General features: G+C 39.6%; 22 protein-coding genes. 21 read left to right on the top strand and 1 reads right to left on the bottom strand.

The window, feature by feature from the left end; translation table 11 throughout:
* Positions 1–86: 86 nt before the first annotated feature.
* The 19 genes from MHH52_RS23355 (at position 87) to MHH52_RS23265 (ending at position 21,836) form a co-directional block, all read left to right on the top strand.
* Positions 87–869: a CpsB/CapC family capsule biosynthesis tyrosine phosphatase gene (locus MHH52_RS23355; RefSeq protein ID WP_340004668.1), complete on the top strand. Its 783-nt coding sequence runs from the start codon at positions 87–89 to the stop codon at positions 867–869.
* 141 nt (positions 870–1,010) lie between these two features.
* The gene (locus tag MHH52_RS23350) at positions 1,011–3,035 is read left to right on the top strand and encodes an S-layer homology domain-containing protein (RefSeq protein ID WP_340004666.1); all 2,025 of its coding nucleotides are present in this window, start codon (positions 1,011–1,013) and stop codon (positions 3,033–3,035) included.
* Positions 3,036–3,160: 125 nt separating this feature from the next.
* Positions 3,161–3,952 carry a Wzz/FepE/Etk N-terminal domain-containing protein gene (locus MHH52_RS23345; protein WP_340004664.1) on the top strand — a complete coding sequence of 264 codons (792 nt, stop codon included), beginning with the start codon at positions 3,161–3,163 and terminating at the stop codon, positions 3,950–3,952.
* Positions 3,933–4,619 (top strand): CpsD/CapB family tyrosine-protein kinase, encoded by a 687-nt coding sequence (locus tag MHH52_RS23340; protein WP_340004663.1) that lies wholly within the window; start codon positions 3,933–3,935, stop codon positions 4,617–4,619. The genes MHH52_RS23345 and MHH52_RS23340 overlap by 20 nt, the downstream gene beginning before the upstream one ends.
* Before the next feature lie 41 nt (positions 4,620–4,660).
* A complete protein-coding gene (locus tag MHH52_RS23335; protein WP_340004662.1) occupies positions 4,661–6,493 on the top strand; it encodes a nucleoside-diphosphate sugar epimerase/dehydratase in 1,833 nt (610 codons plus the stop codon).
* A 25-nt stretch (positions 6,494–6,518) separates the two neighbouring features.
* On the top strand, positions 6,519–7,214 hold the full coding sequence (locus tag MHH52_RS23330) for a hypothetical protein (protein WP_340004660.1): 696 nt from the start codon (positions 6,519–6,521) through the stop codon (positions 7,212–7,214).
* 2 nt (positions 7,215–7,216) lie between these two features.
* Positions 7,217–8,218, top strand: a complete 1,002-nt coding sequence (locus tag MHH52_RS23325; RefSeq protein ID WP_340004659.1) for a stalk domain-containing protein — start codon at positions 7,217–7,219, stop codon at positions 8,216–8,218.
* Between the two features lie 98 nt (positions 8,219–8,316).
* On the top strand, positions 8,317–8,874 hold the full coding sequence (locus tag MHH52_RS23320; protein WP_340009792.1) for a sugar transferase: 558 nt from the start codon (positions 8,317–8,319) through the stop codon (positions 8,872–8,874).
* Between the two features lie 6 nt (positions 8,875–8,880).
* Positions 8,881–9,852, top strand: coding sequence for an NAD(P)-dependent oxidoreductase (locus MHH52_RS23315; RefSeq protein ID WP_340004658.1), 972 nt, complete (start codon positions 8,881–8,883; stop codon positions 9,850–9,852).
* Between the two features lie 106 nt (positions 9,853–9,958).
* Complete coding sequence (locus tag MHH52_RS23310) at positions 9,959–11,074, top strand: glycosyltransferase family 4 protein (RefSeq protein WP_340004656.1); 1,116 nt, start codon at positions 9,959–9,961, stop codon at positions 11,072–11,074.
* A gap of 52 nt (positions 11,075–11,126) precedes the next feature.
* Positions 11,127–11,927, top strand: coding sequence for a glycosyltransferase (locus MHH52_RS23305; protein ID WP_340004655.1), 801 nt, complete (start codon positions 11,127–11,129; stop codon positions 11,925–11,927).
* Between the two features lie 18 nt (positions 11,928–11,945).
* Positions 11,946–13,157 carry a glycosyltransferase gene (locus MHH52_RS23300; protein ID WP_340004654.1) on the top strand — a complete coding sequence of 404 codons (1,212 nt, stop codon included), beginning with the start codon at positions 11,946–11,948 and terminating at the stop codon, positions 13,155–13,157.
* A gap of 58 nt (positions 13,158–13,215) precedes the next feature.
* On the top strand, positions 13,216–14,400 hold the full coding sequence (locus MHH52_RS23295; protein WP_340004653.1) for an O-antigen polymerase: 1,185 nt from the start codon (positions 13,216–13,218) through the stop codon (positions 14,398–14,400).
* Between the two features lie 24 nt (positions 14,401–14,424).
* Positions 14,425–15,750 (top strand): oligosaccharide flippase family protein, encoded by a 1,326-nt coding sequence (locus MHH52_RS23290; protein ID WP_340004652.1) that lies wholly within the window; start codon positions 14,425–14,427, stop codon positions 15,748–15,750.
* 15 nt (positions 15,751–15,765) lie between these two features.
* Positions 15,766–17,403, top strand: a complete 1,638-nt coding sequence (locus MHH52_RS23285; protein WP_340004651.1) for an asparagine synthase-related protein — start codon at positions 15,766–15,768, stop codon at positions 17,401–17,403.
* 20 nt (positions 17,404–17,423) lie between these two features.
* The gene (locus MHH52_RS23280) at positions 17,424–18,650 is read left to right on the top strand and encodes a nucleotide sugar dehydrogenase (protein WP_340004650.1); all 1,227 of its coding nucleotides are present in this window, start codon (positions 17,424–17,426) and stop codon (positions 18,648–18,650) included.
* A gap of 302 nt (positions 18,651–18,952) precedes the next feature.
* Positions 18,953–20,350 carry a glutamyl-tRNA reductase gene (hemA, locus tag MHH52_RS23275; RefSeq protein WP_340004649.1) on the top strand — a complete coding sequence of 466 codons (1,398 nt, stop codon included), beginning with the start codon at positions 18,953–18,955 and terminating at the stop codon, positions 20,348–20,350.
* A 5-nt stretch (positions 20,351–20,355) separates the two neighbouring features.
* A complete protein-coding gene (gene ccsA, locus MHH52_RS23270) occupies positions 20,356–21,183 on the top strand; it encodes a cytochrome c biogenesis protein CcsA (RefSeq protein WP_340009790.1) in 828 nt (275 codons plus the stop codon).
* 5 nt (positions 21,184–21,188) lie between these two features.
* The gene (locus tag MHH52_RS23265) at positions 21,189–21,836 is read left to right on the top strand and encodes an NAD(P)-dependent oxidoreductase (RefSeq protein ID WP_340004648.1); all 648 of its coding nucleotides are present in this window, start codon (positions 21,189–21,191) and stop codon (positions 21,834–21,836) included.
* On the opposite strand, the gene MHH52_RS23260 is transcribed toward MHH52_RS23265, so the two are convergent.
* On the bottom strand, positions 21,821–22,168 hold the full coding sequence (locus MHH52_RS23260; RefSeq protein ID WP_340004647.1) for a hypothetical protein: 348 nt from the start codon (positions 22,166–22,168) through the stop codon (positions 21,821–21,823). The two genes, MHH52_RS23265 and MHH52_RS23260, sit on opposite strands and share 16 nt — an antisense overlap.
* Positions 22,169–22,341: 173 nt before the next feature.
* Between MHH52_RS23260 and hemC the strand changes: the two genes are divergently transcribed.
* Complete coding sequence (gene hemC, locus MHH52_RS23255; RefSeq protein ID WP_340004646.1) at positions 22,342–23,301, top strand: hydroxymethylbilane synthase; 960 nt, start codon at positions 22,342–22,344, stop codon at positions 23,299–23,301.
* A 5-nt stretch (positions 23,302–23,306) separates the two neighbouring features.
* Positions 23,307–24,866 carry a uroporphyrinogen-III C-methyltransferase gene (gene cobA, locus MHH52_RS23250; protein WP_340009788.1) on the top strand — a complete coding sequence of 520 codons (1,560 nt, stop codon included), beginning with the start codon at positions 23,307–23,309 and terminating at the stop codon, positions 24,864–24,866.
* Positions 24,867–25,236: the final 370 nt, after the last annotated feature.

Below are 25,236 nucleotides of genomic sequence, written 5' to 3'. Positions count from 1 at the left end.
ATCAAGCAACCATTCCTGTTGGGAATGGTTGTATTTTTTTGTTGATAAATCTAAATTTTCTATGGGAAGGGACCGATAGATAACATATGATAGATATCCATTGCCACATATTACCCTTTATGGATGACGGAGCCACTGATTGGGAATCCGCTCTCGTCATGGCGCAAGACGCCTATAGAGACGGGATCACTTCCGTCATTGCCACACCACATCACGCCAACGGTCAATATATGAATAACGCCCCCGATATAAGAGAAGCAGTGGATCTGATGAATGAAAAACTTCGTCAGCATGGAAATCCACTGCTTGTTCTTCCAGGTCAGGAAATTAGAGTCTACGGAGATTTACTGGATGATCTGGAGCGGGGGCAACTGCTAAGTCTTGCAGACTCGCGGTACATTTTACTAGAAATGCCTTCTTCACGAGTCCCACGCAACATGGAAGAAATCTGTCACGAGTTGATCATTCAAGGTTTCGTTCCGGTCATCGCCCATCCGGAGCGTAATGCTGAAGTGGCTGCCGATCCTTCTAAATTAGAAAGATTGATAGATCTGGGATCACTGAGTCAGGTAACCGCACAAAGTCTTGCAGGCGTCTTCGGGAATAAGCTTCAGAAGCTATCACTGGAGTTATGTCGTAGAAATGCAGTACATGTGTTGGCCTCTGATGCACATGACAGTGTTCATCGTCCATTTGGATTAAATGCTGCTTATGTGGTTTTAGAGAAAGAATTAGGTCCTGAGATGCGCGACTATATGCGCGGTAATGCTCAGCAAATTGTGGCAAATGGTGAGGTTAATCATGGTAATTACGTACAAATCAGGAGGAATCGACACAAATTGTTTGGGATTTTTTCCCGAAAAGGCTGACTAATCTACCTAATAGTGGTAGAATGGGTTTTATTGGGTGAATCGATGCTATACGTAATAGTGTAGGCAAGGGCGAAATAGTCTAGGACTATAGTAACACAGAAATATAAATACATATAAAGAGGTGCATATTTAGTGACTTTGAAAAAGAAACTAGTAGTATCGACATTAGCGGTTAGTATGGCAGCGGTTGCAGTAGCAGGACTTCCGCTTAGCAGCAAAGGATTCGCAGATCAATTTGGGATTGTTGGAACAGCATCCGCTGCGACTAGCACGGATTTTGCTAGTTTGAAGGAGCGTGCAACGAAGCTTTATGGCACACTTACTGATGCTGATAAGCAGACGCTTCGTGATTTCCGTGCTGATCTTCAAGGTCTTACACAAGATAAGTTAGAAGCGGATTTCGCACCTGTTCTGACTCAACTTAAGCTCAGCGATGAAGATAAAGTTACTTTGTTTAATTTCTATAAAGAAGTAGTATCGTCTATCTATGCTCCGGATTTATCCGCAGTTACGGATATTCTGAAGTCCCCTAATTATCAGGCTTATCAAGCACTACTGAAGGAGATCGGTAAACAAGCTGGTATTACAGATCTTTCCGTTGAAGAGGTTTACAGTTTCATTTTTGGCGCAAACGGCGTTGAACAGAAGCTAATCACCTTGCTAAAAGGAAAATCAGAATCGGATCTGGGTGACCTTATTATTCATCCAAACAGTGAACTGGCGAATCATGTGAAGACTATTGTTCTGGATAGCACAATTGGTACAGCTAACTATTCTTTGAGAGCGTCTCTTGCAAATCTCAAAATTACTAAAGATATGATTGTAGCAACCAAGAATAATGTTGAATCTAGACTAACTAATGAAAAAGCAGCAGCTTTAGTTCTGGCGAAAGCTTACTATAACGCCTATCTTAAACCAACTACACCTAAACCAACTGATCCTAGCACTTCTGGAAATTCCAACTCTGGTTCAGATTTCACAACGAAACCTCTAACTGTGGATCAGAAATTTGCAGCTGCTAGTACTTATGATGTATCTAAACTGGTACAAGTGGTAGATGGCAAAGCAACTGTGAAATTGGTAGACACCGATACAATCAATGCCTTGGCTAATCTTGCTGCTGCAGCTAAAGCTGCCGGTAAGGAAGGTACTTCCCTTACGCTGACATTGAATCTTGGTAAGATCACTTCGCCTACTGTTGAAGTTCCACTGTCCAAAGCTATTGTTGAAGCAGCTAAGACCAATGGTATTGCAAATATCGCAGTAAACTTTAATGGCGTAACCGTAACGATTCCTGTGAGTCAGTTCAGTACAGCCATTGCGTTGACAGTAACAACTGCTAAACCAGAAGTCGTAACTTCCGTTACACAATTGAAATTGGCTTCGGATGTATACGAGTTTGGACTCAGTGTAGATGGTGTAGCGACAAGCACATTTAAACAACCAATTACCATTAAACTGCCGCTTAAGAATACTGATGGTCTTGATAAAGAATTGTTGTCCGTAGCGAAGCTTGTATACGGCAACCTGCAATTCCAAGGTGGTGTGCTTAACGGAGAGTTCATCGTAGAACCACGGGATACTTTCTCTTCCTATGCAGTGCTTGAGAATAAAGTAAACTTCTCGGATATTGCTAGTGTACAAGCATGGGCTGGCAAACAAATTCAAGTCGTGGCTGCCAAAGGCGCGATTGAAGGTGTAGGAGAAGGGAAATTCGCACCGAAGAGCAATGTAACTCGTGCAGAGTTCGCTAAGATGCTGATTCGTGCGCTTAACCTGGAGAACAATTCAGCCGTACAAAGCTTTAGTGATGTAAGTTCAACTGCTTGGTATGCACCATATGTAGCAGTTGCAGCGGAGAAAGGGATCATTACTGGCCGCAGTGCCGCTAAGTTCGATCCTAACGCAACCATCACACGTGCAGAGATGGCAACAATGATTTCCCGCGCATTGAAATCTATCAATCCAGCAGCAACAACAAATGCAACGGCAATTAGTAAATTCTCAGATGCTGCTAAGATCAGCGCATCCTTGAGAGATGGCGTGGCATTCGCAGCAGACCATAACTTGGTTATCGGAAATGCTGGTAAGTTCAATCCGAACGATACAGCTACTCGTGCTGAAGCAGCAGTAATTATCTACCGTACCATTAACTTCAAGTAAGTAAATAAAAAAGTATAGTAAACAGCCTCCTCTCATGTAGGTGAGAGGAGGCACTTTTTTGCAAATAGGGAAGTGCTCGAATATAGTATCGAAATATTTCAGAAATAGCTTGGAGGTAATTTCACTTGTCATCACAGGAATTGGATCTTCGCGATTATTTTCAGATTGTCAGGAAGAGACTATGGCTGATTGTTAGCATAGTTGTTTTAGTGTGCGGTGTTGCTGGTGTATACAGTCTGTATATTAAGAATCCGGTGTATGAAGCATCCACGAAGATTATCGTCAACCAGACACCGACTCAGTCGGCAGCAGCGCAGCTTGATTTAAACCAGATTAATACTAATATTCAATTGATTAATACGTATAAGGAAATTATTAAGACTCCAGCCATCCTTGATATTGTTACGAAGGATTATCCGCAATTCAATATTACCGCGGAAGAACTGTTGAAGAAGGTTAATGTGAGCTCCGTCAATAACACGCAGGTGATGACACTTGTCGTTCGAGATAACTCGTATCAACGAGCTGCTGAAATCGTGAATGCCATTTCACTTGTATTCAAGGATGAGATTCCTAATCTATTTAACGTGCAGAACGTATCGATTCTGAATGAGGCTAAAGTGAATCCGCTTATCGAGCCAGGACCCGTAGAACCGAATGTCTTAATGAACATGGCTATAGCTTTCATCGTTTCTTTGATGATTGGCTTAGGGATTGCTTTCCTGCTGGAATACATGGACGATACGCTGAAGACAGAAGCAGACATTGAGAAATATTTGGGTCTGCCAACGATAGCTATGATTACAAGATTAGGTCAAGAAGAAAGCAAACAAGGTGCAACACAGGCACAGACACAGACACAGACGCAATCATCCAGAAAGGCGGGGGACCTCGAACATGTCACAGCTGCCAAATAAACAACGTCATCTGATTACCGTTACGAACCCGCGCTCGCCTGTATCGGAAGCGTTTCGCGCGCTGCGCACGAATATTGATTTTTCCTCTGTGGATGAGACCATTCAAGTAATCATGGTAACTTCGTCCGGTCCGGAGGAAGGTAAATCTACGGTATCTGCTAACCTAGCGGCGGCATACGCACAGGCAGATAAGAAAGTACTCTTGATTGACGCGGATTTGCGGAAGCCCACAGCTCACAAGACTTTTTCACTTAGTAACCGTTTCGGTTTATCGTCGCTGTTGTCTCAGCAGGCTGTTCTTGAGGACACTGTCCAAGACTCTGGCGTTCCCAATCTTTCCATCATGACCTCTGGACCGATCCCGCCAAACCCTGCGGAAATGATGGCTTCCAATCGGATGAGTACTCTTTTGCAGGACTTGCGTCAGCGTTATGATGTCATTCTTATTGATACCCCACCGTTATTGGCGGTTACGGATGCGCAGATTATGGCTTCCAAGAGTGATGGTGTCATTATGGTCGTCAGCTATGGCAAGGTAAAACGCGATATTGCAGTGAAAGCTAAAACCAACCTTGATCGTGTAGGTGCTAAGATGCTTGGGGTGGTTCTCAATAATGTGAAACGTAAAGCCAGCGAAGGTTACTACTACTACTACTATGGAAATTGATTTGTTCTTTAACAATAATGTTATTTTTGGAGGCACTGAAAATGACAGCGAAATCTAGAGTGGTTCTTTTATTCTTCATTGACCTTGCGATCATCTGGTTCAGCATCGTGACATCCTATTTGTTCCGGTTCTCTAACCAACCTCTTCAGGATTATCTTGTTCAAATGCTGCAATTTGGTCTGATCGCAACGTTTGCATTTGGAGGAAGCCTGATTTATTTTGGTCTATACCGAAGAATGTGGCAGTATGCCAGCATCGGAGAGATCATATCCGTTTCAAAAGCTATTGTATCAGGTTCATTACTTTCATTTTTATTAGCGTATTTTATTTTGCCAGAACGAGTGCCCTTTGCAATAGAAGTTCGGACCATGGAGACTGTTCTATTGTTAGTAGGTGGGGTTCGATTCTTGTGGAGAGTGCTCCATAATGACCGAATCAATTCCAAAGAAACTCAGACCCATACACTAATTGTTGGTGCAGGCGATTGCGGAATATTGATTGCTAGAGAAATGATGGGACTGTCTTTTGCTCATACCAAGCTGGTGGGTTTCATTGATGATAGTGTTAATAAATATCATATGTCTATACTGGGTGTGCCAGTGTTGGGCAATCGTTACGCTATTCCTGCTATTGTGAAAGAACGTGAAATTCATGAGATCATTATCGCTATGCCTTCCGTCTCACGGACTGAGATTTCTGAAATTATTAATCTTGCGAAGAAGACAGGGGCCAAGCTTAAGATTATACCGGCACTTAACGATCTGATCGCTGGAAAAATATCGGTGAAGAAACTGCGGGATGTTAGCGTTGAAGATTTGCTAGGCCGTGAGCCGATTATAGCGGATTTGAACAGTATTCTAGGTTATGTACACCATAAGACTGTGTTAGTTACGGGAGCTGGTGGATCTATTGGTTCAGAACTATGTCGGCAGATTGCTCCATTTGGCCCGGACAAGTTGATGCTACTTGGACACGGTGAGAATAGCATTTATACGATTGAGATGGAGCTTCGCAAGATATTTCCTGATCTGAATATTGTTACCGTGATCGCGGATGTACAGGACCGCAGTCGGATGATGGACGTATTCAGTAGCCATAATCCACATGTTGTCTTTCATGCGGCAGCACATAAACACGTTCCATTGATGGAACGAAACCCTTCGGAAGCCATTAAGAACAATGTCTTCGGTACAAGGAATGTTGCAGATTGTGCAGATAAATATGGTGCGGAGAGATTTGTCATGATCTCTTCGGATAAAGCGGTTAACCCAACGAGTGTGATGGGGGCAAGTAAGCGGATTGCTGAAATGTATGTGCAAAGTCTGCATACCACAAGTAGAACGAAGTTCTCAGCAGTGCGTTTTGGGAACGTACTTGGCAGTCGTGGTAGCGTAATTCCGGCTTTTCAGCAGCAGATTGCTGTGGGTGGTCCGGTCACCGTTACTCATCCAGAAATGGTGCGTTATTTCATGACGATTCCAGAGGCCGTTCAGCTTGTAATCCAATCTGGTTCTTTTGCCAAAGGTGGAGAAGTCTTCATTCTGGATATGGGAGAACCGGTCAAGATTCTAACATTGGCTGAAGATTTGATCACCCTCTCTGGTTATGAGCCCTATAAGGATATTGATATTCAGTTCTCCGGTATTCGTGAGGGCGAGAAGTTATATGAAGAGTTGTTGACAGATGAAGAAAATTTAGGCTCTACAGATCATGGAAGAATCTTTATCGGTAGACCTAATGCGATAAGTCTGAGTCAGCTAGAACTGGAGTTTAAACGATTGGATCGAGTGCTGGCTGAAAATCCTGAAGTCATTCGTGAAGTGATCAATCAAATTGTACCAATGCAGCCTGTTGTTCAAGTTGCTATCAGCTAATTAATTCATAAAGGGGGATACATAAGTGTTTAACAAACGATGGAAAAAGATCCTTTTATGGATGCTGTCAATCATTGTAGTTCTGGGTGTAGGTGGTTTGTTCGCTGCTAATTATGCCGTCGATAAGTTGATGAATTCAATGGCAGATGGCTTTGATCTGGAGTCTGAAAGTAATGTTAGCGGAGGTCAAGATCAAGGAACTACGCCTGAAGATACAGCAGTGGATGGTGATGTCGAACCTGTAGCGTCTGCAACACCTACTGCTCCATCAACAGATGATAAGGGGAATAGTGACCAAGGTAGCAAAGATAACGGTAAAACTGGTGGAGAAACAACAGCGACTACTACTAGTGAACCAACGAAAGTTCCTTCGAGTAAAAAAGAGGGTGCCTCAACAGATGGCTATACGGCACAGGTTTCAACTGATAAAGCTAAAGAGATTCAAGAGAATGTAACCATTAAAGACAAAGCAGATGTAGCTTCGATTGTACTGGGTCAACTTAGCGTATCTGATATTAATCGCCTAAAAGATTTAGCTAAGGGTGGCTTGAATCTAGATGAGAAGCGGGAAGCACGCAGCATTATTCTAGGTAAAGTATCCGAAGAACAATACAATGAGCTTTCACAGGTTGCTAAGAAGTATGGCGTGAGTCAAGGGAAGACACGAGATCAAGTTCTTAAAGAAGAACAAACAAATGCGAAAGAAAAGGGAAGTGAATAAGCATGTCTAAAGCAACGCTACCAGTCATAGCTCTATCGTTAATAGCTTCAATAGGGTTAGCGCCCTTAACGGCATCCGCTCCTATTTCCGTATCAGCGGCGGCGGTACCAAGTGCAACAACTAAGGCTGCAAATACTACGATTAAAGTGCAGAGCATGAACGTGAATATGATTTTTGATGGAGTGAGTATTGGGACGCCTGCAGGTCAATATGTATTCATGTACAACAATACAACTTATGTTCCATTGCGGTTCATGTCATATGCCTTGCAGAAGAGTGTAAGTTGGGATGCTAAGAACGTTAAAGTTACCGTAGCAGAGCCAAGCAGCTCAGAGCTTGTTGCGATTAAAGAGTACTTGATGAATGCAACAAATGGTAACAGTTCTACAGCTGTAACAAAGAACATCGTCCTTAATCAAGTTAAGGCTAGCTATGTATTTAAAGGTTCCACCAAGGCACTGCCTGCGGGCCAATCTAGCTTTATCCTGAATGGCTCTTTATATGTGCCCTTACGGTTTTTATCGGAATCTGTAGGTAATAACATTAGCTGGGATCAGAAGACGAAGACCATTACTGCTGCTTCTAAGGCTTATCAAGAACAAGTTGGCGCTAAGGATCCCTCTGCAGTTGCGACACCAGCGCCAAAGGATACAACTGGTGCAACAGGAGGTGGTGCTGCAGGAACTGGAAAGGTATCTTATGAAACCATTACTAGTGAAACGGAAGCCAAACTTACTGCACTTAAAGAGCAAAGCGAATCGACTTTAATGAGCATTTTGAAAGAATATATCGGAGCAAAAGATGAAGCGAGTAAGAAAAGTATTAAGTCTAAAGGGGCACAACAACTATCCTCGTTTAGTGCTACCTTCAATAGTATAGTTGCCGACACTGAACAAAAACTGAACAGCAATGGTTATAGTACGGCAATTATTAGTCAGTATAGAAGTGAATTTGAAGCACAGCTTGAAATCGGGAAAAAATGGGCTGGGGGAATGGCGAATTAAGAGAGCGGTAAGGAGAATTTAATTCACAGATTCAAGGAATGAGTATTGCAGATGAACTATTAAATAAGCGTAAAAAAATAAGTAGTCGGGTGATTATTGTGAAACGTGTTTTCGATATTTTTTTAGCGACCTTCTTATTAATCTTGTTGTCTCCCTTTTTTATATTTATACCTATTTTAATAAGGTTGGATTCTCCTGGATCAGTTTTTTTCACACAACAACGAATCGGGAAAAACAATTGTATGTTTACTATATTTAAATTCAGAACAATGGCTATAAATACACCAAATCTACCTACACATTTAATTGAGTCGAAAAGTTACATAACTGCTTCTGGTAAGTGGCTTAGAAAATCAAGTCTTGATGAGATACCTCAACTAATAAATATTTTGTTGGGTCATATGAGTTTTGTAGGTCCAAGACCTGCCTTATATAATCAAGCAGGTTTGATTACTGATCGAACAAAAAGGGGAATTCACTCATTAGTGCCTGGTCTTACAGGATGGGCACAAGTAAATGGACGAGATGAGATCAGTGACTATCAAAAAGCTGATTTTGATGAGTATTATTTAAAACATCGATCCTTACGTTTTGATTTTAAAATTTTATTAATAACTATCTCTTCTGTCATTAGAGCAAGAGGTGTAAGTGGGTGAATATGGATGGAACTAACAGGAAAAGTAATATTTATCACTGGTGCTACTGGATGCGTTGGTAATCATTTACTAGATAGATTGTTGGATTTTGATTGCAAAGAAATTAGATGCTTAGTTAGAAATAAAGGTTTTTTGTCATCTTCTGATGAACGAGTCGTCATTATTCCTGGCGATCTTTCTTCAGAAGATGTAATCAACCAGGCATTAAGTAATGTTGACATTGTTATTAACTGTGCAGCTCAAGTCCATTCATATAATTCTTCTGAAGAAGATTTTATTCAAATTAATGTAATGCAAACTGATAATCTTATGAAATTAAGTATGGCAAATAATATTTCTAGGTTTATTTTAATAAGTACAGTGGCTACATATGAAGATAGTTCAATTGTTAGTGAATCATCCAAACGTATTCCAGTCAGTGTATATGGAAAATCGAAACTTGCAGCTGAAGAAATTGCTCTGGGATATTTCCGCGATTTTGGATTTCCTGTTAGTATAGTGCAATTAGGGACATTGTTTGGAAAATATGATAGAGGGAACTTTGGAGGGTTAATAAAAATTATTAAGAAGGGATTATTCCCGATACTTGGGTTTGGTGAAAATGTAAAATCATTCACTTATGTAAAGGATGCAGTTAATGGAATTGTTTCAACTATTATCACAGATAAGACTTTGGGGAAACGGTTTATTATTTCGGATTCTTTAGAAGTTTCTTTCATTAATTTAATACGACTAGTTTCAATTGAAATAAATACTAAACTTTATATTATTCGTATTCCCTATAAAATTTCATTTTCTGCTTTACTATTGATTGACAAGTTCTTCAAACGCAATCTATCGTACAAAGCTAAGGCTTTAATAAAAGAAACAAAATATGATGCTTCTTTAAGTAAAAAATTGATTGGTGACTATATTGAATTTGGTTTTGTAGATGGATTTAGAGATTGCAAACAATGGTACATAGAAAATGCAAGATAAATTACGAAGTGAATTTTTTATACTTTGGTTATTATAGATCCATTAATAGAAAGAAATTTTATTTAATTATGTTTTTTGAAATTGATAAAGTTAGGATGAGCGTAAAGTGTCAAAAAAGGTTTTATTTTGTGCAACTGTTATTTCTCATATTAAAGCATTTCATTTACCTTATCTACAGTGGTTTAGAGAACAGGGATGGGAAGTTCATGTAGCCACTAATGGATGTGAAAAGCTCGAATTAGTAGATAAACAATTTAATGTGCCTTTTGAACGATCACCATTTAAAAGTGGTAATTTGAGGGCTTTTTTTAATTTAAGAAAAATTATAAATGAAAATAAGTACAATATTATACATTGTCACACACCTGTTGGAGGTGTTGTTACTCGTTTAGCTGCTAAACCTGCTCGTGAAAATGGAACAAATATAATTTATACTGCACATGGATTCCATTTTTACAAGGGAGCTAATTTCTTGAATTGGTTAATTTATTTACCTGTAGAAAAATATTTGTCACGATATACGGATTGTTTAATAACAATAAATAATGAAGATTTCAATTGCGCGTTGAAATATAAATTTAAAGCTGAAAATATTAAGCACGTGCATGGAGTTGGGGTGAATCCATCAATTTATCGACCAATCACTATAGAAAGAAAACAAGAACTAAGAGCTAGGTATGGGTTTGATATTGAAGATTTTTTATTAATATACGCAGCAGAGTTAAATAAGAATAAGAACCAAAGGATTCTAATAGAAGAAATTATGAATCTCAAGGCAAGTATTCCTGAGATTAAGCTGCTGTTAGTTGGTGAAGGATCATCTACTCAAGAGTACAAAATTTTAGTTGAGAAGCTGGGTTTGCAGGATAATGTTAAATTCTTAGGATATAGAGAGGACTTAAGCGATATATATCCAATGTGCGACATTGCTGTAGCATCTAGTATTCGTGAAGGATTAGGACTTAATATTATTGAAAGTATGTGCTGTGCTCTGCCAATTGTGGCGTCTGTTAACCGAGGTCATCTTGAATTAGTGAGGGATTTTCAAAACGGTTTTTTATTCGATTTAAATAAAACTCAAGATTTAAGTAGATTTATAGAAAAGATTTATAATTTGAAGAATATGAAGCTTGAAATGGGTCAAATGAGTTTGGAATTTTCCAGTCCATACATACTTGAGAATGTTATGGAAGAAATGAAAGATATCTACAATATGTTTTGAAGTATGCTCATTAGCGGTTTAGTTTGATAGAGAAAATGGGGAGGTGCTTTAATTGCCAAAAATATCGGTTGTAATGGGAGTTTATAATCCGAGTAATAAAGAGATGTTGTTACAGGCTATTAATTCTATTTTAAATCAAACATATTCGGATTTTGAATTTATTATATGTGATGATGGTTCTAATAATGAATCGTTTAAGTTCTTACAATTTGTTTGTCAAAAAGATAATAGAATTATTCTTTTGAAAAACGATATAAATAAGGGCTTAGCAGCGACATTAAATAGTTGTCTTCAAATAGCAAAAGGGGAATACATTGCTAGAATGGATGCTGATGACATCTCAACGGAAAAAAGGTTTCAAAATCAAGTTGATTTCCTAGATAATAATAATGAATATGCGTTAGTAGGATGCAGTGCGGTTCTATTTGATGATAGTGGTGACTGGGGACATAGAAAAATGATCGAAAAACCAATAGATAAGAGTTTTCTATTTAACTCTCCATTTATTCATCCGAGCATAATGATCCGAAAAAGCGCTTTAATGAAAGTAGATGGATATCGAGTTTCAAAAGAGACATTACGATGCGAAGACTACGATTTATTTATGCGACTATATAGCTTAGGAATGAAGGGTTGCAACTTGAATGAAACTCTATATAGGTACAGAGAAGATTCTAGTGCCTATAAAAGGCGTAAATACAAATTTCGCATTGATGAGGCTAAGGTGAAATATAAAGGATTTAAACAACTTGGATTATTACCTTTAGGTTTAATTTATGTGTTAAAACCAATAATAGTGGGGCTAATACCTTATAAAGTTATAAATGTTTTGCGAAACGAAAGGACAACATAATGAAAATAGAGGTGGAGTGTGAAAATCTTATATTTAGTATACTTTGATTTATTCGATACATCTTCTATTGGAATTCGAAAAAAAGTATTATGGCAATTTAAAGCAATGGAGAAACAAGGATTTGAAATGGAATTAGCTTATAGAAAGGAAGATAAATTGATTTTTATTAATACCGCAGAAGTTGTATTAAAAGAATATAATATTTCAGGTTTATGGTATCGTTCTAGTATTTATAAAGCTTTAAAAATACTTCTATCCCATAATGTTTATGATGTTGTCTATATTAGGACCCCTGGCTTTGTAGACCCAGCGTTCTATAAAACCTTGAAATTATTTAAAAGAAGAGGGATTGACGTATATTTAGAAATGCCAACCTATCCTATAGGGAAAGAATATATTACGTATTGCAAACAGCTTTTTAAAAATAAAAAAATCAAAAGATTAGTTTTCCAAATAATCGGAGGACTTATACATAAGCTATTAAGTAGAAGAATTAAAAGATTTGTCTCATATATAGTCACTTTCATGTCTTATAAAAAAATATGGGGAATAGATGTTATAGAGATCGAAAATGGTGTAACAATTGAAGATATTCCTATAGTAACAAAATCAATAGAAAGAATTACTAATGCTGCAGATAATTTAGTATTATTAGGAGTTGCGAATGTTGATGTATGGCATGGATATGATAGAGTGCTTCATGGATTAGCTAATTATTATCAGAGCGATCAACGATCTAATTTGAAAAACATTAAATTTTATATTGTAGGAGAGGGAAGAGAAATTGAGAATTTAAAGTTACTAAGATCGAAGTTATCATTAGAGGAAAATGTGTGTTTTTACGGAATGCGTAGTGGTAAGGAACTAGATAATCTATTTGATGAAGCTGATTTAGGAATTTCCTCATTAGGAATGCATAGAATAGGGGTTTTACAAGGGTCTACCTTAAAGACTAAAGAATATTGTGCTAGAGGGATTCCCTTTGTATATGCGTACAATGAAAAACAGATTCCAGAGGATTTTACTTATGCTTTGAAAATACCGCATTACGAGGAAGCCTTAAATATTAATACTGTTATGAATTTTTTAGAGAGAATTGCTGAACTACCCATTGAAGAGACATTAAGAAAATTTGCTGAAGATAATTTTACTTGGGAAAAACAAATGAGTATAGTTGCAAGTAAAATCAGAGAAAGGAAATTAGATGAGTCACTTAATGGTGGATTATAACAACTTTGCGATAATTATTATATTTGGTTGTTTTTTAATTTTCGTGAGTTATTTGTTTTTGAATAAATTTATTGAAAAATTATTAATTATTATTGCAATAACAATGTGTACTTTTTTTTCCGGTGTTGGAATATTTACGAATTTCACTGATAACACAGAATATTTAATTTCATTCTTGATTTTTATGTTTTTTTTAGTAGTTCCCTTATCAATTATAGTAAAGTCTAATTTATTTGTTGCAAAGAAAAATTATGATGAAATATTTACTGACTTTAAAAGGTTGTTCATTGTTTTAGGTATTTTAGCTTTACTAACTCATTTTGCAAAATTACTATATCCTGAGTTTAGATTATTTGATATCTTTCAATTTAATAGATATCACTTTTCTAATGATACTTTTATAGTTCGATTAGAACAAAGAAATGATCCTATATATAGTTTTTTAAATTCACTTTCAATTATAATGCTTCCTTTTTATTTTATATTCCTTTATTCTCTTCGAAAAAAGCCTTTTCTTTTTATATTATTTATAATGCTATACCCTTATATTTCTTTTGTACAAACGGGTTATGTTGGGCGAACTGAGATGTTCCTGTGGCTTAGTATAATTCTAATTTATTTCTATTCTGAGAATATTATTAAAAAAAGAACATTATTCATAATAATCCTAGTAACACTAATCTTTTTAATACCAGTAATGAATTTTTTATTCTATTATCGACAAGGGATTGATGTAGGGAAATTTAGTTTTAGTGAAACTTTGAACGATTTCTTGCGACAAGAATCTATTTCCCAAAGTTATTTATACATTACTGAATTGTTTGCTGGACAATTGAATTTTCTTGAAATGATAGAAAGATGGCTCTTTAACATGGTCCCTTTTTACCCAGATAATAATTTCCCTGTGTTATCTTACATCTTCTCGACAGCTATTACTGGAATCGAGTATGGAGGAAGAAACTTTTATATACTACTTCCAAGTGCGTTTGGTGAGGGAATTATGATGCTTGGCAAATCAGGAACATGGATTTATGCCTTGTTTATTGCGATTTTTTGTGGAGTGATTATAAATGCAATGAAAAATATCAAGTTTCTAAGATATTGGAATGTTTTCTTTGTATTGAATTTTGGAATGGCATTCCGAGGTGGGTTTCAAACCTTTTTTTCTCAATATTTTTATACTACTCTTATACTATTTCTTGTGATGTTTCTGATGCGATTTATTAGTGAAAAAAATGTCTGATTTCTACTAGGAGTTGTAAGTAATTTGTTTGGTAAATTAAATATCAAGAGATTTTTATATTCAAATGTCACCAAGCTTGCAACAGGAACTTTAATTAGTCAACTTATTAATATTTCTTTTTCTCCACTGCTAAGTCGCTTGTTTACCCCAGAAGATTTTGGTGTTAGCGTTTTTTTTCAGTCAATAAGTAGTATTTTACTTGCTGTTTGTACACTTAAATTAGATAGTGCAATTATAGTTTCTAAAAGTGAAGAGAAGGCAAAGAAATTAGTTGTTATCTCATTGTTCTATACAACCCTTTTTGCAATATTAATGTATTTCTTAATGCTCATATTAAACAAAACTGATATTCATTTATTTAACTCAGGCAGTAATATTGTACTTCTAACTTTATTGCTGCTTTCAATATTACTAGGAGGTTCTAATAGCACCTTCACCAATTTGGCTAACCGAAAAATGGATTATAGAGTTATGATGTGGATACCAATAATTAACACTTTGTCAGCAACTTGCTTGAATATAATCTTAGGATTAGCAGGGATAACAGGCTACGGATTGATCTATGGAATGATTTTAGGACAACTAATCTCTACAATTGTTCTTATAAGAATATATAGAATACCTAAAATAAAGCCTGAAATAATTAAAACAACTAAAGAGTTTTCTGATTTTCCTTTATATCAAATGCCTGCAATTTTATTGAACACAATATCGGTCCAATTCCCTATTTTTGCATTTTCTTATTATTTTAATGATTCTGTAACAGGTTGGTATTCGATGTCTCAAAGGGTTTTATTGCTACCGCTTACAATTATAGGGAGTGCAATAGCTCAAGTTTACTTCAGAAAAGCCGCAATTCTTTACAATAATAATGAGAGTTTGTATTCACTAACGAAAAAATTACTAACTAATTCCTTTATAATAGCTTTTATACCTATGTTAATTATTTTAAGTGCCGGTGATAAGATTTTCGGCATTGTATTTGGAAATGAGTGGGTTGAAGCAGGGAATATTGCGAGATATTTAGTTCCCTGGTTCTTAATGGTATTCGTAGCATCACCTTTATCAAATGTACTTATTGTATTAAAGAAGCAAAAACAAAATTTAATAATGAATGTAATTATGTTATTTACAAGATTAATTGCTATAGGTATTGGGGCAACAGTATTTACAGACTATAAAAGTACAATACTACTATTTGGAATTGTTGGTTTTTTTCTTTGGTACATGTTTTCTATTTATATAGCTAATTTGACGGGAATTAAGGTTTGGACATATCTATATAAAAGTATAGCCTTTTTTACTTTATTATTTGTAATATCTTATTTCTTTAGAATTATGCTTCTATAGTGAGGAGGCTTAAATTTGATTATTGATAACAATGAAGGATTTAAGTGGTTTGATAAAAATAATACGATAACAAAGGGCTATTTTTTTTACGAAGGCATTTTTTATAAAGACAATGACTTGAATGATTTCTGCGCAGAAATTGAGGATTATGAAACATTGCTGTATATAGTAAAACGTGTGAATGGATTTTTTTCTATAGTTCTTTACAGGGGGAATGAAACTTTTGCAGTTGTAGATCGAGTGCGATCATTCCCTATTTTTTTTACTTCTAATGGTAAATCTATAAGTGACTCTGTAGAAATCCTTAAAGAAAAATATAATATTAGTACAGATGATGCTGACGAAACAGTGTTGTGTGAAATAATATCATGTGGTTATTCTCAAAATAATGACACTGTGTTTAATATGATACTTCAATTAGCAGCTGGACAAATATTAAGAGTTAATTCGAATAATGTACATCTCGAATATTATTATAAGCATACACACAAATATGTGGATTATAAATTTGAAGATGTTATCGAGAAAATTAGTAAAACAAGCAGTAATCTTTTTGATAGATTAATAGATTCTTTAGAGGGTAAAACGGTAATATTGCCCTTGAGTGGCGGCTATGATTCACGATACATAGCCGCCATGTTAAAGAAAAAGGGATATGAAAAGGTAATTTGTTATACCTACGGTCAAATAGGTAGTTATGAGGTTGAGACATCTAAATCAGTAGCGGAAATCTTGGGATTTGAGTGGCATTATATCGAATATGATAAAAAAGTATGGAATCAGCTTCTGGACAAAGATTGTATTAATTATGGGGATTATTCTCACAATTATTGTGCTATTCCTCACTTTCAGGATTATCCTGCTATTAAGAAACTCATCGAGATGGATATAATCCCTCAAAATTCAGTCGTTGTTACAGGGTTTTGTGGTGATTTACCAGCTGGAAGTTTTGTATTGGCTAAAGAAGATGAAAGTGGTCTTCAATATGAAATGGATTGGTTAGTAAATTATATTTTTAATGAACATTATAAATTTGTCAAAATACCTGAAGTTAAAGTTAATGATATAAAAAAGAAAATAAAGAAATTTCTTGTGGATATGAATGAAGAGCTGAAAGATTTCGAATCATTTACGAGTTTATATGAAGCTTGGTTTACAAATAGTAGACCTATTAGATGGGTTGTGAATTCCAACCGATTGTATGAGATCAACGGGATGGAGTGGAGAATGCCTTTATGGGATAATGAGTTTGTTGATCTTTTCTACAGTTTGAGAACAGAATTTCGCCGTAATTCTTTTATTTATGAAAATTTTTTATTTAGTAAGTTATTTATTCCACTTGGAATTGATTTTAAAAAACCTAGTTTCGTTAACTCAAAACCAAAAATAAAACACAAAAGATTTAAACAGTGGAGTAGACGGTTTGTTTATATATTATTAGTACGCATAGCGTTTATAACTGGTTGGAGTTCATGGAACTATTTTGATGTGAATAATTATAGTAAAGCAGCATTCTTACTACATAAGCAAATTAAAAATAAAAGATTATTTGATTATAAAACTATAAATTTTCATCAGATGAATGCTATTTGGTGGTCAGAAAAAAAATATGGTTCTATGAGGTTGAGGAGAATTTTATATAGAAAGAAATAACTTTCAAGGAGCGGATGATTATGAGGGAAGTTTCGGTCATTGGTCTAGGATATATAGGTTTACCAACAGCTTTGATGTTTGCAAAGAGTGGTGTAAGAGTAATAGCCACTGACTATAATGCAAAATTAGTAAATTCTTTAAAAGATGGAATGCTTAGTTTCGAAGAAAAAGGGCTAGAATTACTTTTCAGAGAAGCTCTGTCTAGTGGGATTGAATTTACAACGAAATATCATAAAACTAATATTTATATAATTGCAGTGCCAACACCGTATATTAAAGAGAGTAAAAAACTTGATCCTAAATATGTTATCTCAGCAGTTAATAGCGTATTAGATATTTGTGCAAAAGGTTCGATAATTATCATTGAATCAACAGTTTCACCTGGCTCTATCGATAAATATATCCGGCCTGAAATAGAGAGTAGAGGGTTCTGTATAGGAGAAGATGTAAATTTAGTTCATGCACCGGAAAGAATAATACCTGGAAATATGATTCATGAACTTGAATATAATTCTAGAACTATTGGTGCAGATGATTTGGAAATAGGAGAGAAAGTTAAAGATCTATATTCAAGTTTCTGCAAGAGCGAAATTGTAGTTACTGACATCAGATCTGCAGAAATGTCAAAAGTGGTGGAAAATACATATCGAGATATTAATATTGCGTTTGCAAATGAACTAGCGAAAATTTGTCGTACGGACAATATGGATGTGTATGAGATCATTAAAATTGCGAATAAACATCCAAGAGTTAATATTCTACAACCTGGTCCGGGGGTTGGTGGTCATTGTATTTCTGTAGACCCTTGGTTTTTAGTTGGGGACTATCCTGATTTAACTAATATGATACTAATGGCAAGAAAGACAAATGATGCAATGCCAACGCATGTTTTAGGAAGAGTTAGGGATATTATGAGAGCACATAGTATAAAAGATACATCAAAAGTAGGTTTATATGGATTAACCTATAAAGAAAATGTTGATGATATAAGAGAAAGTCCTACCTTACAACTTTTAGAAAAAATGGATGAGCATTTAGCGTTTGGAGTTAAAGTGTTTGATCCTTTTGTAAAAACAAGAATGGTAGAACATCAATTCATAAATTTCGAGGATTTTCTAAATGAGATAGAGATAATTGTTATTATGGTTGCTCATGATCATATAAAATATAATATGGATTCATTAAAAGGTAAGTTGATTTTAGATACTAGAAATATTTGTGATTTTGACGATGTCTATAAACTATAAAATATAAAATAGATTCCTTAATTTTATGAATTAATAGCTTATAAATTCCCTCCCCACTTCCACCAACCTAATAATTAATCACAAAATAACCCATCCTAACCGTAGCGAACCTACGGTTTTTTATTTATAATAATTATTATCTGGATTTCATAAAGCGTTCAAAAAATCTGCAAAAAGTCGTATTTTCGTGTGATATACTTAACACAGTGTTTTGAGATGTTGTGAAAGTGAATGTTATGTAAGTTATTCTTTAATATAACTGTATTACAGTAATGAATAGAGACTAGGATGGTGAACTATCGATGCACATCGTCGTCGTTGGCCTGAATTATCGTACGGCTCCCGTGGAGGTTAGGGAACAGTTTGCTTTTGCGGAGAGTGATCTTCCGGCAGCGCTTCATCAACTGATGAAGACGAAGGGTGTGCTGGAAGGGGTCGTAGTAGCCACCTGCAACCGTACGGAAATTTATGTGGTCATGGACCGCCTTCATATGGGTGGTTATTTCATCCGCGGATTTATGGAGCAGTGGTTTGGAGTGAAAAACGAGCAATTTGCACAGCATATGTATATATATGAAGACGAGCAGGCGATTGCACATTTGTTCCGCGTGACCTGCGGCCTGGATTCCATGGTGATTGGCGAGACGCAGATCCTGGGACAGGTACGGAGTTCTTTTCTCACGGCTCAGGCTGAGGGTGTGACTGGAACTTGGTTCAATCGGCTATTTAAACAAGCGGTGACGCTGGGCAAAAGAGCACATAGTGAAACGTCAATCGGCGAAAGCGCAGTATCTGTCAGTTATGCGGCAGTGGAGCTGGGCAAGCGTATTTTTGGCATGTTCACTGGTAAAAGAGTGCTGATTCTCGGCGCCGGCAAAATGAGCGAGCTCACCGTAAAGCATCTATATAGTAGTGGTGCGGCTGAGGTGATTGTCGCTAACCGTACGCTGTCGCGTGCGATTGAACTGGCCGGTAAGTTCTCGGGTAAGCCGAGTACGATAGAAGATGCGTTAAAAAATCTTAATGAGGTAGATATCGTGATTAGCTCGACGGGAGCAGACGGGTATGTACTTACGGCAGATCAGGTAGCTCATGCTATGAAGCGCCGCCCTTCGCGGCCGCTTTTTATGATTGATATTGCTGTACCGCGTGATATTGATCCTGCGGCGGCTGATGTGCCAGATGTTTTTTTGTATGATATTGACGATCTGGAGGGCATTGTGGAGAACAACCTGGAAATGCGCCGGAGTGAAGCTGCGAAGATTGAAGTGATGATCGGTGAGGAAATGGATGAGTTCCAACTGTGGCTTAAGACACTTGGTGTCAGACCGGTAATTCGGGCGCTTCAGGATAAGTCGAATGCGATTCATGAGGAAACGATGGAGAGTCTGTTCAATAAGCTGCCTGAGCTGGACGAGCATCAGCGCAAGGTAATCCGTCGTTTGACCAAAAGCATTGTGAACCAGATGATGCATGATCCAATCAATGTAATTAAAGAGATGTCCGGTGGCAAGCAGGGGAATGAAGCCCTTGATTATTTCTCCAAAATCTTTGCGCTACAGGAACAGATCGACTCCAATTCAGATGGCGGAGATTCCGCCCCGGTTAAGCAGTCTAGTTCCGCAGAACGTTCTGCCGGTAGCGGCGATTTTTCTGTGCCTAAGACGGTGCTTGCTCCGGCAGGTCTGTTGGGTAGGTGAGTGATATGCAACTGCTGAACGGAATATATGACGCCGCTCTGCTGCTATATGCCCTGAGCCTGCTGTTTGTTTTCTCGGATTGCCTTCATCGCAACCCGAGTGGGAAGCGGCTAGGCACGGGGCTTCTTGTTGTTGTGGGTCTTTTGCAAGCTGCTGGGCTCGGGATTCGCTTCTCTCAGGAGAAGGGGTTGCCCATTTTTACACCTTATGATTTCTTGTTCTGGTTTGCATTCAGTATTGTACTGACTTCGCTTGCAGTCGCTTTCACGCGTGGAGGCGAGTTTACGATTCTGCTGCTTAGTATGGCTGGATTCAGTGTTTTTCTGCTTAATCGGGTGTGGCTGACGGCGGGGGGGCATACGCTTGAGACTTGGAGTGCGGTGTATGGCTGGCTGACGATGCATGTGATTTTGGCCAACTTGAGTTTTGCCGCACTGACACTCGGGACGGTTTTTGCAATATTGTATTTGTTCCTGCACACCAGACTCAAAAGCAAGAAATGGAATGACCGAATTCGTCGTTTGCCGAGCTTAGAGACTACAGATAAGTATTCTTACACCGCTATCCTGGTGGGTACTCCTTTGCTAGGAATATCTCTGGTTGTGGCTGGCTTATCCATTGTATCTGAGGGGCGGACGCTATTATTTCAGGATTTAAAAGTGTTAACGACACTAATAGGCCTCGGAATTTACATATTTTATATTATCTTTAAGAAATCCGGGCGGAAAAGTGGAGTAAGTATGGCTCGCTGGGCGATTTTAGGATATGCTTTTACTATCTTGAATTTTTTGTTGAATTCTTGGTCTGGTTTTCACGGTTGGAGTGGGGAGTGAAGGGCATGACGCGTTATTTACCCATAATGCTGGATTGTGAAGGGCGACAGATTGTTGTTATTGGCGGTGGTGTCGTGGCTGAACGGAAGGTGGGTGGGCTGCTGGAAGCAGGAGCGGTGGTTATGGTGATTAGTCCCTCTTTGACAGATACACTTGTCGCTCTAGCGAAAAAGGGTCTCATGACCTGGCATGACCGGCCTTATGCTCCCGGAGATCTCCGTGGGGCCTTTCTCGTATATGCAGCCACTAACGATAGAACGGTTAATGAAGAGGTTGCGCAGGAGTCTAGGCGACTTGGCATTCATGTGAATGTGGCTAGCCATGCGGAAGCGGGGAGCTTTATCACGCCCGGAGTTGTACGGAGGGGTCGTTTGACGGTAGCTGTATCTACTTCGGGTGCTGGCCCGCTTGCGGCTGCGAAGATTAAAAGTGTGCTTGAAGAGGCGCTGGATGAGGCGTATGAGCCTTATTTGGATTTTGTACATACCATGAGAACCCGGATTAAGGAAAAAGAACCTTCTGCTGATGTTCGTGGAAGGCTTTTGCGGAAGCTTGGGGCGCTGGATGTGTTGAATGAGATGAGAAATGGTAGCTTTATAGCGTGGAGCCCGGAGGATATGGACGCTTGGATTGCTGATCATCGGGCGGAGTAAAAGTGCGCGTAGACACTGTGAAAATTAGAAAATTGGGTTAGATTAATGATATGAAGTGGAAACCGGGTTACTGGCTGGAATAGTTGGAATAGCGGTATAAGTACGGATGGTTTGGCTGAAGTGGCTGGAACGGTCGAATGAGCGGTATAAATCCCGTTGAATTGGGCTGAAGTGGCTGGAATGGTCGAATAAGCGGTATAAGTACCGTTGAATTGGGCTGAAGCGGCTGAAATGGTCGAAAGAGCGGTATAAGTACCGTTGAATTGGGCTGAAGTGGCTGGAATGGTTGAATGAGCGGTATAAGTACCGTTGAATTGATCAGAAACGACCAAAGTAGCAAAAAGAGAGGCGAAAATGCCCTTGAAATGAGCTAAAGTCGCCGAAGGAGCTAAATGAAAGGCATAAATGCCTTTGAATAGTGCAAAGTAACTTTTGGTTAGTTTGGATTACTATATACGTTCTACGGTGAAGAGTAAGCGGCAGACGTTATCAGGAGGAATGGACAATGCGTAAGATAATAGTGGGGAGTAGACAGAGCGCGCTTGCATTGACGCAAACAGGGCATGTGATTGCTGATCTGGAGCGACTTAGCGAGGAGCATGGGTTTGGATTCACTTTTGAAGTGAAAAAGATTATTACCAAAGGGGACCGCATCCTAGATGTCACCTTATCCAAGGTAGGCGGCAAAGGGCTGTTCGTGAAGGAAATCGAGCAGGCCATGCTGGAAAAAGAAATCGACATGGCGGTGCACAGCATGAAGGATATGCCCTCCGAGCTACCGGAGGGGCTGATCAACGGCGCTGTGCCGAAGCGCGTCGATCCGCGCGATGCACTGATCTCTAGCGGAGGCGTCTCGCTAGACGAGCTGCCTCCGGGTGCACGCGTAGGCACGAGCAGCCTACGCCGTTCCAGCCAGCTAGCGGCGCTGCGGCCTGATCTGGTCATTGAGCCCGTGCGCGGCAACATTGACTCGCGGCTGCGCAAGCTGGAGAGCGGCGAGTACGACGCGATCCTGCTGGCGGCAGCGGGGCTGTCGCGCATGGGCTGGCAGGATCGCGTGAGCGCCTACCTGCCGCCGGAAGTTTGCCTGCCCGCTGTGGGGCAGGGCGCACTCGGCATAGAGTGCCGCGCAGATGACGCTGACCTGCGGAAGCTGCTGGCGTTATACAACGACGCTGATACAGCGTTGACGGTGGCGGCGGAGCGCACGTTCCTTGGCGCGCTTAACGGCGGCTGCCAAGTGCCGATTGGCGCTTACGCGGTGCTTGACGCAGCCGCCGATGCTGCTACCTCTGGAGCCGAGCACAAAATGATCTCCTTAACCGGAATGGTGGGAACACCTGACGGTTCAATGATTTTGAAAGAAACTTGCACTGGGGTAGACCCGGTACAGCTTGGCGAAGAAGTCGCTAAGAAGCTGATCGCAAGAGGCGCGGAGAAGATACTGTCAGACGTTAGGGGATGAGGGGATTGACGGGGAAGGTTTATTTGGTAGGTGCAGGTCCCGGGGACGCAAAGCTGATTACTGTAAAAGGTCTCGAGTGTATCCGAAAAAGCGACGTGCTGGTGTACGATCGGCTGGCAAGTCCTAGATTGCTGAAATGCATGAAACCCGGCGGCGAGAAAATTTATGTAGGCAAGCTGCCGGATCGCCATACGATGAAGCAGGAAGAGATTAATCAATTGTTAGTTGATCTAGCTTTACAGGGGAAAACAGTGGTGCGGCTTAAGGGTGGGGACCCTACGATTTTTGGCCGAGTGGGTGAAGAAGCGGAACTGCTGCGCAAAAATGGGATCTATTATGAAATCGTACCGGGCATCACGTCGGCGATCAGTGTACCAGCTTATGCGGGTATACCTGTCACGCACCGCGATCATGCTTCTTCCTTGTCGATTATCACCGGACACGAAAGTCCGGATAAACTGGATCATTCCATTCATTGGGATAAAGTAACGAACGCCACAGGGACGTTAGTGTTCCTGATGGGTGTAGCGAAAATAGGTTATATCAGCGCACAGCTGATTAAGCACGGACGTCCGCCAGAAACACCAGTGGCGCTTGTGCGCTGGGGCACCCGCGCAGATCAGGAGACGCTGACGGGAACCCTCGCCGATATAGAGGCGAAAGTGAAGGCGGCAGATTTTCAGCCGCCGGCTGTGATCGTCGTCGGCGACGTGGTGCTGCAGCGCGAGCAGCTCAAGTGGGTTGAAGCGATGCCGTTATTCGGCAAACGCATCGTGGTGACACGGGCTCGCAGCCAAGCAAGCGAGCTGGTGGATATTATTGAGGAACTCGGCGGGGAACCCTATGAGTTCCCGGTGATCGAGATGATCATGCCAGAAGGCGCAGAGAAGAAGGCGAAGATTGCAGCGGCACTTGGCGCGCTGGAATCGTACGACTGGGTATTCTTCACTAGCGCTAATGGCGTGGAGTTTTTTTGGCGCCACTTGGCGGAGCTAGGGGCGGACATTAGGGGGCTTCACCGCGCAAAGATTGTAGCGGTGGGGCCAGGCACGGCAGCCGCGCTGGCGCAGCGCGGGGTGATTGCAGAGGAACTTCCGGCGAAGTTTCAGGCGGAAGGACTGATTGAGACTTTCGGTCCCCGGCTGCTGCCGGGGCAGAACGTGCTGTTGCCGCGCGGCGATCTGGCGCGCGACTGGCTGCCGGACAAGCTGAGAGAGCTTGGTCTCCAAGTGACAGACGTCGATACCTATGAGACGGTAGTGACTGGCGAGGATGATGACGAGCTGTTGAAGCTGCTGGAGGAGGGGCGCGTTCACGCGGTGACCTTTACCAGTTCTTCGACAGTACGGAATTTCATGCACATCCTGAAACGGATGGGACTCGAAGATCCACTTCCGCTACTGGCAAACGTAAAAATAGCATGCATCGGGCCATTAACCGAGCAGACTGCCTTGGAGGCGGGGCTGACTCCGGGACTGCTTTCTGAAGAAGCGACTATTAATAGTCTGGTGCAGGAACTCTGCCGCTGGAATGCGGAGACTCAGCTTCAAAAGAGCTTGAATTGACACTTGAACAATATCGCTCGTATTTGCATCTACACTCGAAAGTGTCACACCGCTATTTTAAGTAACATTTAAGTTGGACTCCGTGCATAGTTACTGTTGGAGCTCAGAGTATAATGACGGCTGGTTGTAAACTAACTGGTGTGTAGAGTATATGTGAGTAAACATAATGTTACTCTAAATGATACGTGTGAGATATGCTTGAGTTTTAGTTGTACAACATACACTTAAATTCCCTGAATATCAGCTGAAATCGAGTTTAGTTGTAATATGTGCAATTAAATATGCGGTACGTGAGGGGTTTTTGTTCTTTTGTAATTTATAAGTGTAGAGAATGCAACTAAAGCTCATAGTTACGACGAAACATCGAAAT

It is taken from the genome of Paenibacillus sp. FSL K6-0276, assembly GCF_037977235.1.
Classification (GTDB): Bacteria; Bacillota; Bacilli; order Paenibacillales; family Paenibacillaceae; genus Paenibacillus_AQ.
Note: the sequence above shows the minus strand (reverse complement) of the source record. Positions and strands in the feature narration are given on the sequence as shown.

What these genes read in the sequence shown, in the direction of transcription:
- MHH52_RS23355 (WP_340004668.1), top strand. Translation starts at nt 87, where the DNA reads ATGATAGATATCCATTGCCACATATTACCCTTTATGGATGACGGAGCC.
- MHH52_RS23340 (WP_340004663.1), top strand. Translation starts at nt 3,933, where the DNA reads ATGTCACAGCTGCCAAATAAACAACGTCATCTGATTACCGTTACGAAC.
- MHH52_RS23335 (WP_340004662.1), top strand. Translation starts at nt 4,661, where the DNA reads ATGACAGCGAAATCTAGAGTGGTTCTTTTATTCTTCATTGACCTTGCG.
- MHH52_RS23325 (WP_340004659.1), top strand. Translation starts at nt 7,217, where the DNA reads ATGTCTAAAGCAACGCTACCAGTCATAGCTCTATCGTTAATAGCTTCA.
- MHH52_RS23315 (WP_340004658.1), top strand. Translation starts at nt 8,881, where the DNA reads ATGGAACTAACAGGAAAAGTAATATTTATCACTGGTGCTACTGGATGC.
- MHH52_RS23280 (WP_340004650.1), top strand. Translation starts at nt 17,424, where the DNA reads ATGAGGGAAGTTTCGGTCATTGGTCTAGGATATATAGGTTTACCAACA.
- hemA (WP_340004649.1), top strand. Translation starts at nt 18,953, where the DNA reads ATGCACATCGTCGTCGTTGGCCTGAATTATCGTACGGCTCCCGTGGAG.
- ccsA (WP_340009790.1), top strand. Translation starts at nt 20,356, where the DNA reads ATGCAACTGCTGAACGGAATATATGACGCCGCTCTGCTGCTATATGCC.
- MHH52_RS23265 (WP_340004648.1), top strand. Translation starts at nt 21,189, where the DNA reads ATGACGCGTTATTTACCCATAATGCTGGATTGTGAAGGGCGACAGATT.
- hemC (WP_340004646.1), top strand. Translation starts at nt 22,342, where the DNA reads ATGCGTAAGATAATAGTGGGGAGTAGACAGAGCGCGCTTGCATTGACG.